The sequence below is a fragment of the Kitasatospora sp. NPDC057500 genome, from assembly GCF_042802195.1.
Taxonomy (GTDB): domain Bacteria; phylum Actinomycetota; class Actinomycetes; order Streptomycetales; family Streptomycetaceae; genus Kitasatospora.
Genome location: NZ_JBHVER010000003.1, coordinates 1 through 13,617, shown reverse-complemented (window position 1 = coordinate 13,617; position 13,617 = coordinate 1). Strand labels below are relative to the sequence as shown.

The 13,617-nt window shown below is 77.1% G+C and carries 12 protein-coding genes; 11 read left to right on the top strand and 1 reads right to left on the bottom strand.

What is annotated here, in order from left to right:
* Positions 1 to 17: 17 nt before the first annotated feature.
* The 10 genes from narI to ACFU74_RS00985 all read left to right on the top strand — a co-directional run bounded on the left by narI (position 18) and on the right by ACFU74_RS00985 (position 12,671).
* Positions 18 to 743 carry a respiratory nitrate reductase subunit gamma gene (narI, locus tag ACFU74_RS01030; protein WP_380749711.1) on the top strand — a complete coding sequence of 242 codons (726 nt, stop codon included), beginning with the start codon at positions 18 to 20 and terminating at the stop codon, positions 741 to 743.
* Between the two features lie 62 nt (positions 744 to 805).
* Positions 806 to 1,321 carry a DUF4240 domain-containing protein gene (locus ACFU74_RS01025; RefSeq protein WP_380749708.1) on the top strand — a complete coding sequence of 172 codons (516 nt, stop codon included), beginning with the start codon at positions 806 to 808 and terminating at the stop codon, positions 1,319 to 1,321.
* Positions 1,322 to 1,428: 107 nt separating this feature from the next.
* On the top strand, positions 1,429 to 2,295 hold the full coding sequence (locus ACFU74_RS01020; RefSeq protein WP_380749705.1) for a hypothetical protein: 867 nt from the start codon (positions 1,429 to 1,431) through the stop codon (positions 2,293 to 2,295).
* Positions 2,292 to 3,353 carry a WD40 repeat domain-containing protein gene (locus ACFU74_RS01015; RefSeq protein WP_380749702.1) on the top strand — a complete coding sequence of 354 codons (1,062 nt, stop codon included), beginning with the start codon at positions 2,292 to 2,294 and terminating at the stop codon, positions 3,351 to 3,353. The genes ACFU74_RS01020 and ACFU74_RS01015 overlap by 4 nt, the downstream gene beginning before the upstream one ends.
* A 50-nt stretch (positions 3,354 to 3,403) precedes the next feature.
* Complete coding sequence (locus ACFU74_RS01010) at positions 3,404 to 4,606, top strand: AAA family ATPase (protein ID WP_380749699.1); 1,203 nt, start codon at positions 3,404 to 3,406, stop codon at positions 4,604 to 4,606.
* A complete protein-coding gene (locus ACFU74_RS01005; RefSeq protein ID WP_380749696.1) occupies positions 4,603 to 5,025 on the top strand; it encodes a hypothetical protein in 423 nt (140 codons plus the stop codon). The genes ACFU74_RS01010 and ACFU74_RS01005 overlap by 4 nt, the downstream gene beginning before the upstream one ends.
* The gene (locus ACFU74_RS01000) at positions 5,022 to 6,716 is read left to right on the top strand and encodes a hypothetical protein (RefSeq protein ID WP_380749694.1); all 1,695 of its coding nucleotides are present in this window, start codon (positions 5,022 to 5,024) and stop codon (positions 6,714 to 6,716) included. Before ACFU74_RS01005 ends, ACFU74_RS01000 begins: the two co-directional genes overlap by 4 nt.
* Positions 6,713 to 8,209: a bpX6 domain-containing protein gene (locus ACFU74_RS00995; protein WP_380749691.1), complete on the top strand. Its 1,497-nt coding sequence runs from the start codon at positions 6,713 to 6,715 to the stop codon at positions 8,207 to 8,209. Before ACFU74_RS01000 ends, ACFU74_RS00995 begins: the two co-directional genes overlap by 4 nt.
* 107 nt (positions 8,210 to 8,316) lie before the next feature.
* Complete coding sequence (locus ACFU74_RS00990; RefSeq protein WP_380749688.1) at positions 8,317 to 9,486, top strand: exonuclease SbcCD subunit D; 1,170 nt, start codon at positions 8,317 to 8,319, stop codon at positions 9,484 to 9,486.
* Positions 9,483 to 12,671 carry an AAA family ATPase gene (locus ACFU74_RS00985; RefSeq protein ID WP_380749685.1) on the top strand — a complete coding sequence of 1,063 codons (3,189 nt, stop codon included), beginning with the start codon at positions 9,483 to 9,485 and terminating at the stop codon, positions 12,669 to 12,671. The genes ACFU74_RS00990 and ACFU74_RS00985 overlap by 4 nt, the downstream gene beginning before the upstream one ends.
* A gap of 67 nt (positions 12,672 to 12,738) precedes the next feature.
* Here the strand turns inward: ACFU74_RS00985 and ACFU74_RS00980 are convergent, their stop codons facing one another.
* On the bottom strand, positions 12,739 to 12,975 hold the full coding sequence (locus ACFU74_RS00980) for a hypothetical protein (RefSeq protein WP_380749975.1): 237 nt from the start codon (positions 12,973 to 12,975) through the stop codon (positions 12,739 to 12,741).
* 67 nt (positions 12,976 to 13,042) lie between these two features.
* Here ACFU74_RS00980 and ACFU74_RS00975 point away from each other — a divergent pair.
* A partial coding sequence (locus ACFU74_RS00975) for a DUF1990 family protein (RefSeq protein WP_380749682.1) occupies positions 13,043 to 13,617 on the top strand: 575 nt, incomplete at its 3' end.

Below are 13,617 nucleotides of genomic sequence, written 5' to 3'. Positions count from 1 at the left end.
GCGGAGAACTGCTGCGAATGGACACCTTCCTCTGGGGCGCACTGCCGTACGTCGCGGCGGCGCTGCTGGTCTCCGGACTCGTCTGGCGCTACCGCTACGACAAGTTCGGCTGGACCACCCGCTCCTCCGAGATCTACGAGTCCCGCCTGCTGAACATCGCCTCCCCGGTGTTCCACTACGGCATCCTGTTCGTGCTGGCCGGCCACCTGATGGGCCTGTTCGTGCCCGCCTCCTGGACGGACGCCGTCGGCCTGGACGAGCACGCCTACCACCTGCTGTCGCTGTTCGCCGGCTGCGCGGCGGGCTTCCTGGCGGTCGCCGGCATCCTGGTGCTGCTCTACCGGCGGCGCCGCAACCCCGCCGTGCTGCGCGCCACCACCCGCAACGACAAGCTGATGTACGTGGTGCTGCTCGCGGCGATCGTGCTCGGCCTGGTCGCCAAGCTGATGCACTCCTCGCTGGACTCCGGCTACGACTACCGCTCCACCATCGCCCCGTGGGCCCGCAGCCTGTTCACGCTGAGCCCGGACGTGAGCCGGATGGCGGACGTACCGGTCGCGTTCAAGGTGCACGCCGTGGTCGGCCTGCTGCTGTTCGCGCTGCTGCCGTTCACCCGCCTGGTGCACATGTTCAGCGCCCCCGTGCAGTACCTGTTCCGCCCGTACGTCGTCTACCGCAGCCGCGACCCCCGGCAGCCCGCCGGGGCGCCGGTGCGGCGCGGCTGGGAGCAGCCCGACGACTGACTGTCGGCGGCGTCTGACACGATCCGTTCCGACACGCACCGCGTACGGAACGGAAGCCGACCGTGAACACCACCACCTCCCCGACCGACCAGGCCGTCGAACTGCCCTGGGAGCGGTTCTGGCAGCTGATCGACCTGATCGGCGGCGAGCCCGCCGTCGCCTTCTGCGCCACCTTCGACGACGGCTGCGAGCGCCTGGCCGAGGCCCTCGCGGCCGGACCCGTCGAGGAGATCGTCGGCTTCGGCGAACGCCTCGCCGAGGCCCTCCACCGCCTCGACCGGAGGGAGTACGGGACCCAGCAGGCCGCGAACCCCGACGATCCGGACGACGCGCCCGCGCCGCTGAGCACCGACGGCTTCCTCTACGCCCGCGCCGCCGTGGTCGCCTCCGGCCGCGCCGCGTACGAGCGGGTGCTCGCCGACCCGGCTGCTTTCGCGCGGTACTCCTTCCGCAGCGGCGAGCGCCTGCTCCACCCGCACGAGGAGGCCTATGAGTCGGCGACGGGGGAGGAATGGGACCGCCTCACCCGGTACGACTACGAGTCCTGCTCCAACCAGGAGGGATGGCGGAAGAACTGACGCACCATCAGGATTCGGGCGGGATGTGACGGGGAACTTGGGAGATAGGGGTCTTTTCCGGCGATCGGCGCGCATTCCGGGGCGGCGCGCGGTGGGAGGGGGAGGGCGTGGAAGGGGACGGACGGCCGGAGGAAGCGGGGGACGGGCGGGCGGCCGAGCCGGCCGAAGCCCCGCGAGGCAGGCGGAGCCGGCGGGAGCTGGTCCTCTCGCTGCCCGCACTGATCGTCACGACCGCGTTGGCGGGGGTCGTCTCCTGGGGCGTGACCCGCCTCACCGACGGGGCGGACTCGCTGGCGCGGAGCACACCGCCGCCCGCCACGGTCTCCGTCGAGACGAATCCGAAGAAGGTGGGCGCGTTCGGGGAACTCGCGATCCAGGGCGTGCTGCCCGCGGGCGCGGCGCCCACCACGGGCCCGGGGACCGGCTGCACCGGCTTCCACGACTGGCTGATGAAGAACGCCGGGACCGACGCCGGCGAGAGCAGGCTCCAGGTGACGGTCCAGGGCAACGCCGAGCGGCAGGTGCAGATCGCCAACGTCCGGGTGGTCGTGGCCTCCCGCGAGGCGCCGCCGCCCTCGGTCGGCGTCACGTGCCCGACGGCCGGCCAGGCCAATCTCCGCTTCCTGGCCATCGACCTGGACAGCCCGCAGCCCCGGGCCACCTACACCTCCGACGACGGCGCGCCGTTCGGCTTCACGGTCGAGTCCGGCGAGATCGAGACGTTCCTGATCTCGGCGACGACCGAACAGGCGCTCTACCAGTGGTACCTGGAGTTCGACCTGGTCTCGGGGAGCAAGCACACGACGGTGCGGGTCGACAACGGCGGGAAGAACTTCCGGACCGCGCCCGTACCGAAGACACCCGGCTGGTCCTGGGACTTCACGAGCACCTGGAAGAACTTCGACTCCGACCAGACCCGTGCCGTCGGTGACCGCCTCGATGCGCCGGCACCGGGCGGGAGGCCCACGCCATGAGCAAGCTCCGGGCGCGCACGCTCACCCTGCTGCTCGTCTGCCTGGCCGCCATCGCCGTCGGCATCGGAGTGGCCCGGTGGCAGTCGGACGCCCCGCCGGCCACCGGGCCGGACGGGGGCGGGCCGGACGATGCCCGGTACACGCTCGCCGCGGTGTCGCTACCGGAGGACGACGGGGGGTGGATCACCGCGAGTGCCGCACTCCGCGAGGACCTCGTCCTGGTGGGCTCCTCGAACGAGCGCGTCTACTACGTCGACCCCGCCCGTGGTGGCGTGGCCAAGCCGATGACCGCCACGATCGGCCCCGTGCGGAGCATCCGGGTGTCGGCGGACGGCGGGACGGCCGCGGTGCTCAGCCAGGAGGGAGCGCTGCGGATCATGGACCTGTCCCGCGAGGACCCGACCGACCTCGCCATCGACCCCCTCGAAGGGCCGGGCGCCCTGTCGCCGGGCGGCGACCTCTTCGTCTTCGGGAGCTTCGAGCTCACCGTGGTGGACGTGGCCGACGGCAGGACCAGCACCCTGCCCCAGAAGCCGGTCCCCGACGGGGGCCGCACGGCCTACGAGGACTGGGCCGTGACCGGGGACGGGCTGGTCCGCGCGGCGAGCCTGGAGGGCGTCGACACCTGGGACCCCGCCGACCCGGACCGCGCCGGGGAGACGATCGGCTGCGCGTGCGAGGCCCGGAGCGTGCGGTTCAACGGGGACGGCAGCCTCGCCGCCTTCGGCACCGCCGACGGCCACTCGGTCGTGGTCGACCTCACGACCGGCCGGGTGCTCGCCGACAAGACGGTCTTCGTCGGCGACTTCACCATCATCTGGACCGCCACCGTCCTCGGTGACGGCCGGCGCGCGGCGGCCGGGACGCCCTCGGGCGCGGTGGTCTGGGACGTCGGGGCCCGCCGCATCCTCTGGGAGCACGTCTTCCCCGGGTACCGGGTGGAACAGGTCGGCGCCGTCCCGAACAGCGACGCGCTCCTCATCAGGACCGTGGAGAGCAAGGAGCCGGACGGCGGCGCGGCCGACAGCAAGGTGTGGATCGCCACCCCGGCCCCCTGACGGAAACCCGTTGGTGGCGGTCGCGCCGCCCACCGTAGACTCCGGTGCTCGTGACCGACACCAGCACCCCGCCCGACGCCCGCTCCGCCGCGCTCCGCCAGGACACGCTCCGCCAGGACTCCCAGCTGGTCGCGGCCGCCGTCGGCGCCGCCGGGCGCGGCATGGTCGACCGTGAGACGGTCGCCGAGGTGGTCGCGCTCTGCGCCGTCGCCGGGGAGCACCTGCTGGTCGTCGGCCCGCCCGGCACCGCCAAGTCGCAGGCCGTGCGCCAGGTGGCCGACCGGCTCGGCGGCCGCTACTTCGAGTACCTGCTCGGCCGGTTCACCGAGCCCAACGAGCTGTTCGGCCCCGTCGACCTGCGCGGCCTGCGCGAGGGCCGGGTCGAGTTCGAGACGGCGGGCATGCTGCCCGAGGCCGAGATCGCCTTCCTCGACGAGGTCTTCCTCGGCTCCACCGCCGTCCTCAACACCCTGCTCGGCCTGCTCAACGAACGGGTCTTCCGGCGCGGCGGCACCGTCCTCGCCAGCCCGCTGCGGGTCTGCGTCGGCGCGGCCAACCACCTGCCGGAGGACCCGGCACTCGCCGCCTTCGCCGACCGCTTCCTCGCCCGGGTCTTCGTCGAACCGGTCGCCGACGCCCGGCTGGAGGACCTCCTGGAGGCCGGCCGGCGGCCCGCCGCCCCCGTTCCCCCCACCGGCGGCGGGGACCGGCTCGGCGCACTCGACCGGCTCGGCGCACTCGACCGGCTCACCGCCGCCGCCCGCGACTGCGACCTCGACGGCGTCACCCCGCTGCTCGCCACCGCGCTGCGCAGGCTGCGCGCCGCCGGCGTCCCCGTCGGCGACCGTCGGGCCGTCCGCTCGCAGCGGCTGGTCGCGGCCGCCGCCGTCCTGGACGGACGGGACGCCGCCACCTCCCGCGACCTGTGGGTCCTGCCGCTGATCGCCCCCACCTCCGACACCCAGGCGCTGGCCCGCGACACCCTCGCCGACCTGATCGAGAAGGCCGCCAACACCTCGCTCACGCACGCCGCCGAGGAACTCTCGCGCAGCACGGCCGCCCGCGCCGAACGCCTCGCCCGCACCGGCGCCGCCCTGCTCGCCGAGCACCGCCACCTGCCCGAGGGCCGCGACTCCCGGCTCCGCCTGGAGGCCGCGCTGCGCGAGATCGACGCGGGCTTCGCCCCGGCCGACCTGCCCGCCGCGCTCGCCGGCATACGCGCCGACCTCGTCGCGGCGGTCGCGCCCTCGTGACGTACCCGCCCCCGCCCGCCGTGGCGCTCACCTGGGAGCGCCGTGAGCCGCCGCTCACCGCCGCCGCCGTCCTCGCCGTCGGCGACGCCGTCCCGGCCCTGGCCGCCGCCACCCGCGCCCGCCTCACCGACGGCGCCCGGCTCGGCGTGCTCGCCGACGACACCGTGCTGCTCGTCCTCGGCGCGGAAGCCGACCTCCCGTGGTCGGACGGCGCCCGCTACCTGGGCCGCGACGGCGACCTGCTCGTCCCGACCACCGCCCGCCCCCGGCCCGCCCCCGCCCTGTGGCGCGCCGCGCTCGGCGCCGGACCCGGCGACCTCTGCGTGCTCACCCCCGGCCACGCCCTCGTCGCCGCCCCGCCGGCCCCCGCCACCGACCCCGAGGCGCTCACGCCCTACACCCGGCGGGCCGAGCGATGACCGCCACCCGGCTGCCGGCCGGGCTCGCCCCCTGGGCCGGGGCGCTGTCCGCTCTCACCCCCGAACTGGCCACCGCCCTGGGCCCGTTGCTGCGCCGACTCGATGCGCTCATCGGCGAACGCGAGCCGGTCGCCGACGGGCCGGGGGAGCCCGACGGGGTGGGCGGGCTCGGCCGGTCGGGCCGCCCAGACCAGCTGCTGCCCGCCGAGTGGCTGCTCGCCGAGGAACACCCCGACGAGTTCCTGCGCCGCTATGTCGATCGCGAACTCCTCTACCTCGCGCCCGAGTTCCGGGCCGCCAAGCCGCGCGGGCGGACCGTCGCGATGGTGGACGCCGGACCCTCGCAGGCCGGTGCCGGGCGCCTCGTCCAGCTGGCCGCGCTGCTCGTGCTGCACCGCCGCGCCACCGCCCGCGGCGGCGAGCTGCTGGTGGGCGTGCTCGGCGACGAGCCCGTGCACTGGTTCGGCGGCGAGCCCGCCGACCTGCTGCCCGCCTGGCTCGCGGCCCGCCGCCCCGCCGAGCCGACGCCCGAGGACGTGGAGTTCGCCGCCGCCACCCTGGATGCCGCCGACCGCGCCTGGCTGCTCACCTCGCCCCGGCTCGCCGACCGGCTCCCCGGCCGGCCCAGGGTCCTGGCGAGCGAGCCGGCCCGCTGGAGCCCGGCGGGTGCCACCCACGTCACCGTCCGCCTCGACCGCGCCGAGTTCCAACTGCCGCTGCCCGCCGCCGGCATCGCCGTCCGGGCGCTGCGCGGTGCGGAGTTCCGGCGCACCGGCCCGGCCGCAGCACCGCCGACCGAGGCCCCGGCAGCCGGCCCGCGCGGGCGGTGGCTGCCCGCGTTCACCACCGAGGCGCCGTTCCTGCTCGCCCGCGGCCGGCACACCGGAACGCTCTTCGCCATGGACGTGCGCGACGTCGAGCAGCGGCACCCGGGCACCGGGCAGTCCAAGCTGCACCGGCTGAACGGCCGGGTGATCGCCGCCGGGCGGACCGGCCGACGGCTGATCACCCTGAACCTCCACCGCGGCCGCGTGGTCCGCCACGTCATCGGACGCCCGCTCGCCGGGCCCGCGGAACTCTCCGTCGACCCGGCCGAACTCGGCCTCGACGAGGGTCTGGCGGCGCGGCTGGCGACCCGCCCCGTGCTGCCGCTGCTGCGCGCCGGGGACGACCTGCTGGCCCCCGTCGCCGGGCGCTGGCGGCGGATCACCCCCGACGGCAGGGTCGCCGACGACGGACCTGTCGGCCCCGGCACGGAACGCGAGCGCGGCTTCGACCGGTTCCGCGAACCGCGCCTGTTCGACCGCACCCTGCCCCCGGAGGCCTTCCGGGCGCGGCACCTGCTGCACGCGGACCGCGCGGCGGCCTGGTCGGAGGACGGCAAGCGGTGGACCGCGCGGACCCCGCGCGGCGACGAGCGGCGGCTGTCCTTCCGGGAGAAGGCCGAGGTGATCGGCCTGGTCCTGGACGGCCTCGAACCCGCGCTGATCACCTGGTCGTCCGAGGGCGGGGTGGTCCGCGCGATCCGCGCCGACGGCGTCCGCACCCTGAGCCGGTTCTCCGGCGGCGCCACCGCGCCCGCCGTGCACCCCGCCCTGCCGGTGATCGCGGCCGAGCTGCCGTCCGGGCCGCTCGTGATCGGCAACGCCAACACCGGCCGGATCCACGATGTGATCAGGAGTGGTGAGTGAACGCCGCGGGCTTCGTCCTCGACGTGCCGCTGATCGGTGCGGCCGAGGCCGCCGACCGCGTCCTGGCGCTGTGGCGCGACGGTGCGCGGCTGCGTGAACTACCGGACGGCCGGTGGCTGTTGACGCTTCCCGAGCCGGTCGCGACGCGCGCCGGCCGGGCTCCCGGGCTGCCGCTGGAGCGCACCGGGCGGGGCGCGCTGGCCGGCCCCGGGGCCTCGGCCGGTGCCGCCGCCCCGGGTCGGCTCTCCCTTGTGCAGGCAGGTCTGACGATCACTCATGTGGTCGCCGAGCTGCCCGAGGTGGACCCGTCCGGCTGGCTGCTGCCGACCGGCCTCACCGTGCACCGCCCGCGTCCGCTCGGGGTCGCCCCGACGCCCGAGGCGGCGCCCGTCGAGGAGTCCCTGCCGGTGCCGCCCCGGCCCGATCTCAGAGCGGCCGCCCGCATCCGGCCGACCTCCGAGCGGGCCCGGCGGCTGACCTCCGACGAGCCGCCCGCCACCCGAACACGGTCGAGGCGGCGTCGGCGCGGCCCGGAGATCGCCGTCGACCGGCGCACCGCCACGGTCATCGTCGTCCTGATGATCGTGCTGCCGCTGTCGCTCGTGGTGCTCTACGGCTTCGGACTGATCGACGACAACGGCATCGACCCGGGCGGGGTGGTGTTCGCGGCGGCCGTCGCGGCCATCGCCTACGCGGTGCTCTTCGGCAGGACCGCGGCCGGCGGCGGAGGCGGCGGTTCGGCGTCCGACGGCTCCGCCGAAGCCGCCGAATCCGCCCGCGCCGCCGCCTCGCGCCGGCCCGGCCCTCCCTGGCTCGGCGACCTGCTCGCCAGGCTCACCCTGCGCACCCCCGCCGCCCGCCTCCTCCACGGGCGGCACGCCCGCTACCTGCGCGACCTCACCCGCGCCTTCGAGCAGCACCGCTGGGACGACGCCCTGCGCGACGCCCTCCCGCTCGCCGCCGAGCACCGGGGCGGCGCGACCGCGCGGGTCTGGCTCTCCCTCGCCCTGCCCGAACGCTTCACGGGCACGCTGCGCCCCACCCCGAACGAGGGCGCCCCGGCCTCGGTCAACCCGTTCAGCGGCCCCACCGTCTACCAGCACCTCCGCGCGCTCTACCGGGACGCCGCCGAGCGGCTGGAGCGGCAGGGGCGGACCGACGAGGCCGCCTTCGTCCTCGCCGACCTGCTCGACGCGCCCGCCGAGGCCGTCGCCCTGCTCGACCGGCACGACCGCTGCGCCCAGGCCGCCGAACTCGCCGAAGGCCGCAACCTGCCCGCCGACCAGGTGGTCCGCCTCTGGTGGCGGGCCGGCGAGCGCGAGCGCGCCGTCCGCACCGCCCACCGCCGGGCCCCGGCCGCCGCCGCCCCGCACTCCCGCCACGCGTCCCGTCCCACATGTCCACGACCTCCTCCTCCTGCGCCCGACACCTGTCGCACCGGCCCCACGAGCCCCTTGGCTCCCGGCGACCGCGACCCTACACACGGTCACTGACAATCGACCCGCAGCGACCGCCGCCGAGGGTCCGCAGGCCGGGCGGGGCGGGCGGGGATCCCCGTTCCGGACCTCGTTGTCGGTGGCGCCCGTTATGGTCGGGGACCATGCGACTGCTGCATACCTCCGACTGGCACCTCGGGCGAACCTTCCACCGGGAGAGCCTGCACGACGCCCAGCGCGCCTTCCTGGACCACCTGGTGGCGGTGGTCCGGGACCGAGGCGTGGACGCCGTGCTGGTCGCCGGCGACGTGTACGACCGCGCGCTGCCCGGACTGGAGGCGGTCGCGCTGTTCGACGACGTGCTGCACCGGCTGGCCGGCCTCGGCGTGCCGACGGTGTTCATCAGCGGCAACCACGACTCCGCCCGCCGCCTGGGCGTGGGCGCGGGGCTGATCGGCCGGGCCGGCGTCCACCTGCGGACCGACCCGGGCGAGTGCGCCGAGCCGGTGGTGCTGGCCGACGCGCACGGGCCGGTCTCCGTCTACGGGCTGCCGTACCTGGAGCCGACGCTGGTCCGGGACCGTTTCGGCCTGGCGCGCGGCGGCCACGCGGCGGTGCTCGGCGCGGCGATGGACCAGGTCAGGGCCGACCTCGCGGCCCGCCCGGCCGGCACCCGCGCGGTGGTGCTGGCGCACGCCTTCGTCACCGGCGGCGAGCCCAGCGACAGCGAGCGCGACATCGCGGTGGGCGGGGTCGCGGCCGTCCCCGCCGGCGTCTTCGACGGCGTGCACTACGCCGCGCTCGGCCACCTGCACGGCTGCCAGACGCTCGCCCCGCACCTGCGCTACAGCGGCTCCCCGCTCGCCTACTCCTTCTCCGAGCACGAGCACCGCAAGAGCATGTGGCTGGTCGACCTCGCGGCGGACGGCACGGTCGCCGCCGAGCGGGTGCACTGCCCGGTGCCCCGCCCGCTGGCCCGGCTGCGCGGTCGGCTCGACGCACTGCTCACCGACGAGCGGTACACCGCCCACGAGCAGTCCTGGGTGCAGGCCACCCTCACCGACCCGAGCCGCCCGAGCGAGCCGATGGAGCGGCTGCGCCGCCGCTTCCCGCACACCCTCCAGCTGCTCTTCGAGCCGGAGGAGACGACCACCGACGCCTCCGCCTCCTACGCCGCCCGGGTCGGCGGACGGACCGACCTGGAGATCGCCGAGGGCTTCCTGCGGCACGTCCGCCCCGGCGCCGAGCCGGACGCGGAGGAACTGGGCTGGCTGCGCGAGGGCTTCGAGCACGTCCGGCAGTCCGGCGACCGGAAGGCGGAGCTGCCCCGATGAGACTCCACCGGCTGACCGTGACCGCGTTCGGCCCGTTCGCGGGCTCCGAGGCGGTCGACTTCGACGCGCTGGCCGCCGGCGGCCTCTTCCTGCTGCGCGGCGCCACCGGCGCGGGCAAGAGCAGTGTGCTGGACGCGGTCTGCTACGCCCTCTACGGCGAGGTGCCCGGCACCCGCCGGACCAACCGGCTGCGCAGCGACCACGCCGCGCCGGACCGGCTGACCACCGTCCGGCTGGAGCTGACGCTGGGCGGGCGGCGGCTGGAGATCACCCGTGTCCCGGAGCAGCCGCGGCCGAAGAAGGTCGGCCGCGGCATGACCGTCGAGCGGGCCCAGACGCTGCTGCGCGAGTGGTCGGCCGACGGCGCGGGAACCGGTGACGGCACGCCGGGCTGGCGGGCGGTCAGCAAGTCGCACCAGGAGGCCGGGGAGGAGATCCACCGGCTGATCGGCATGAGCCGGGACCAGTTCTGCCAGGTGGTGCTGCTGCCGCAGGGCGACTTCGCGCGGTTCCTGCGGGCGGACTCGGAGGAGCGCGGCAAGCTGCTGCGCCGGCTGTTCGACACCGAGCGGTTCCAGTCCGTCGAGGCCTGGCTGGCCGAGCAGCGCCGGACGCACGAGGCCGCCGTCCAGGCGGGGCGCCGCCGGCTGCGGGACCTGGCGAGCAAGGCCGAGCAGGCGGCCGGTCCGGGCGCCGAGCCGGGCGCGGGCGCGGTGCCCGGCGAGGACGCGTCCGGCCCGGACACCGATCTCACCGCGGACGTGCTCGGCTGGGCGGCGGTGCTGCGCGGCGGCGCGGCCGAACAGCTGACCGTCGCCGGGGCCGCGCTGGCCGGCGCGGAGGAGGCCCATCTGGCGGCGCAGCGGGCGCGGGGCACCGCCGAGCAGCTGGCCGACCGCCAGGAGCGGCACCGGCAGGCGGTGGGCGAGGCTGCCCGGCTGGCCGAGGACGAGCCCGCCCGGGCGGCGGACCGGCGACGGCTGGCGGCGGCGCAGGCGGCGGTCGGCGTCGAGTCGGTGCTGCACCTGCGCGAACGCGCGGCCGAGACGTACCAGCGGGCCCGGGAGGAGGAGCGCCGGCACCGCGCGGTGCTGGCCTCGGTCGCCGACGGCCCGGCGGGACGGGCCTGGACGGCGGACGGCGGCTCCGGGCCCGACGGCGCGGCGCCCGACGGGGCCGGGCAGGACGGCGCAGGGCGCGGCGGCACCGGGCACGGCCGTGCGGGCGGCGCAGTCCCGGCGGGCGGGGGCCGGGCGCTGGCGCAGGCCGAGGCCGGGGAGCTGGCCGAGGCCGAGCAGCGGCTGCGCGCGGAGGTCGTCCGGCTGGAGGCGGCCCGGGAGGACGAGCGGCAGTGCGCCGAGCTGGACGGTGCGCGGGCGGCGCTGGCCGCCGATCTGCGGCGGGCCGAGGACCTCGCCGAGGAGGCGGGCGACTGGCTGGCGGACTTCGAGACCCGGCTCGCCGGGCTCCGGGCGGAGGAGTCCGGCGCGCGGGACGCCGCCGGACACGTCGAGCGGCTGGACGCCCGGCGCGCTGAGCTGGCCGCGCGGCTGGCCGCCGCCCGCGAACGGGACGGGCTGGAGCTGGAGATCGACCACGCCCGGCCGCGCGTCCTGGCGCTGCGCGCGGAGGCGCTGGACGCCCGGCAGTACGGCCTGGACCTCCGTGAGCGCCGGCTGGCCGGGATGGCCGCCGAGCTGGCCGCGCAGCTGAGCGCCGGGGAGCCCTGCCGGGTCTGCGGCTCGGCGGAGCACCCGGACCCGGCCCGCCAGGCCGGCGAGCCGGTCCGGGCCGAGGACGAGGAGCGCGCCCGGCGGGCCCAGACCGCCGCCGAGCAGGCCGCCGACGCGGCGGAGCGGGCACTGTCCGGTCTTCAGGTGCGCCGGGCGGCGGCGGCCGGTGCGGCCGGTGCGGAGCCCGCCGAGGCCCTCGCGGCGACGCTCGCGAGCCTGGAGCGCGAGCACCGGGAGGCGCTGCGGGCCGCGGAGGGGCTCGGCCCGGCGGGCCGGGCGATCGAGCGGCTCACCGCCGAGCAGGCCGTCCGGCGGACGGCGCTGGCCGAGGCCCGCGAGGAGGGCGCCCGGCTGGCCACCCAGGTACGGAGCCTGCACGCCGAGCAGGAGAAGCTGGGCGCCCGGGTGGCGGCGGCCCGGGGCGACGCCCCGTCGGTGGCGGCGCGGGCGGCCGCCCTGGAGCGGCTCGCCTCGGCCGTGGCGGCGCTGGCGGGCGCGGCCCGGGCCACTGCCGAGGCGGCGCACCAGCTCAAGCTGGCCGACGAGGAGCTGGCCGGCGCCGCGGTGGCGGCCGGGTTCGCGAGCGCGCAGGACGCCGCCGCCGTCCTGCTGCCCCGGCCGGAGCGCGAGCGGCTGGAGCGGCGGCTGGAGCGGCACCGGGCGGAGCTGGCGGCGGCCGAGCGGCGGCTCGCCGAGCCGGACCTGGCGGCGGCCGCCGCCCTGCCGCCCGCCGACCTGCCGGGCACCCGCGCCGCTCTCGGCGCCGCCACCGACCGGCTGCGGGCCGCGCACGCCGCCCGGGACGCGGCCCGGGTGCGGTGCGAGGCGCTCGCCGCGATCGGGCGGCAGCTGGCCGAGCTGGCCCGCTCGCTCGCCCCGGAGCTGGACCGGTTCGCGCGGATCAGCCGGCTGGCCGCGCTGGCGGCCGGCACCTCGGCCGACAACCGGCTCAGGATGCGCCTGGAGTCGTACGTCCTGGCGGCGCGGCTGGAGCAGGTCGCGGCGGCGGCCAGCGACCGGCTGGTCCGGATGTCCGGCGGCCGCTACACCCTCGTCCACAGCGACGACCGGGGCGCGGGCAACAAGCGCTCGGGGCTGGCGCTGCGCGTGGTGGACGCCTGGACCGGCACCGAGCGCGACACCGCGACGCTCTCCGGCGGCGAGAGCTTCTTCGCCTCGCTGGCCCTGGCGCTCGGCCTGGCCGACGTGGTCACCGACGAGGCCGGGGGCATGCCGCTGGACACCCTGTTCATCGACGAGGGCTTCGGCAGCCTCGACGAGCACACCCTGGAGGAGGTGATGGACGTCCTCGACGGTCTGCGCGAGCGGGACCGCGCGGTCGGCATCGTCAGCCATGTCGCCGATCTGCGCAGCCGGATCCCGGCCCAGCTGCTGGTCCGCAAGGGCCGGCACGGCTCCACCCTGGCCCTGGCGGGGCGGGAGGACGCCTGACGCCGCACGCCTGACACCGCACGCCTGACGGCCCCCGGCCGCACCTGACGCCCGGCGCTTCCCTCGGTCAGCCGGAGCAGGCGATCCGCTGCGCCTGCTGCCAGGTGCAGACGGGGCAGAGCGTGCTGCCCGGGTGGTCGGCGGGCAGCTCGGTGGGCTCGCCGCACAGCACGCAGTCCGCGCGCGGTCCGCTGAGGTGCGGGTCGGGCAGCAGGCCCGCCACGGCTTCGCCGTCGCCCGGGGCGAGGACGCAGACCCGGTCGGCCGCGGTGGTGCCGTCGTCGTTCACGCCTGTTCCACTCATGCCGCCCTCTCTACTCCTCGGCCGGGCCCCGCGCAAGGCGCTCCAGGCCGGGCGCTACGGTGGCCGTATGCCCGACTCACCCGTACCCGCCCTGGAGCGGCGGCTGCTGGCCGCCCGGGGCGCCGCACCCAGCTACCCCGAGGTGGGCGCCACCCGGGGCGCCCGGCTGCCGGAGGGCTACACGCACCTGCGGCGGCGGGTCCACCTCGGGCACGGCCCCGAGGTGCTGGCGCGCGCCGGCGGGTTCGTCCTCGGCTGGGGCTGCCAGCTGGGCACCGGCTTCGCGGTGTACCCGCACGCGCCCGCCGAGCCGGGCGCGACGGTGCTGCTGCGGATCGCCCTGCCCGGCACCCGCCGGCCCCGGCTGGTGGTCCCGTGCCGGGTGGTGTGGACGGTGGACGAGCCGGACCGGATCGGCTTCGCCTACGGGACGCTGCCGGGGCACCCGGAGCGGGGCGAGGAGGCGTTCGTGGTGTCCATGGACGCGGCGGGCGAGGTGTGGTTCGAGGTGAGCGCCTTCGCCCGGCTCGCCTCCTGGTACGCGCGGCTCGGCCGTCCGGTCTCCGTGCTCTGCCAGTACCTGGCGATCGAGCGGTACCTCGGCGCCGTCGTCGAGGCGGTCGGCCCCGGGAGAGCCGGCCC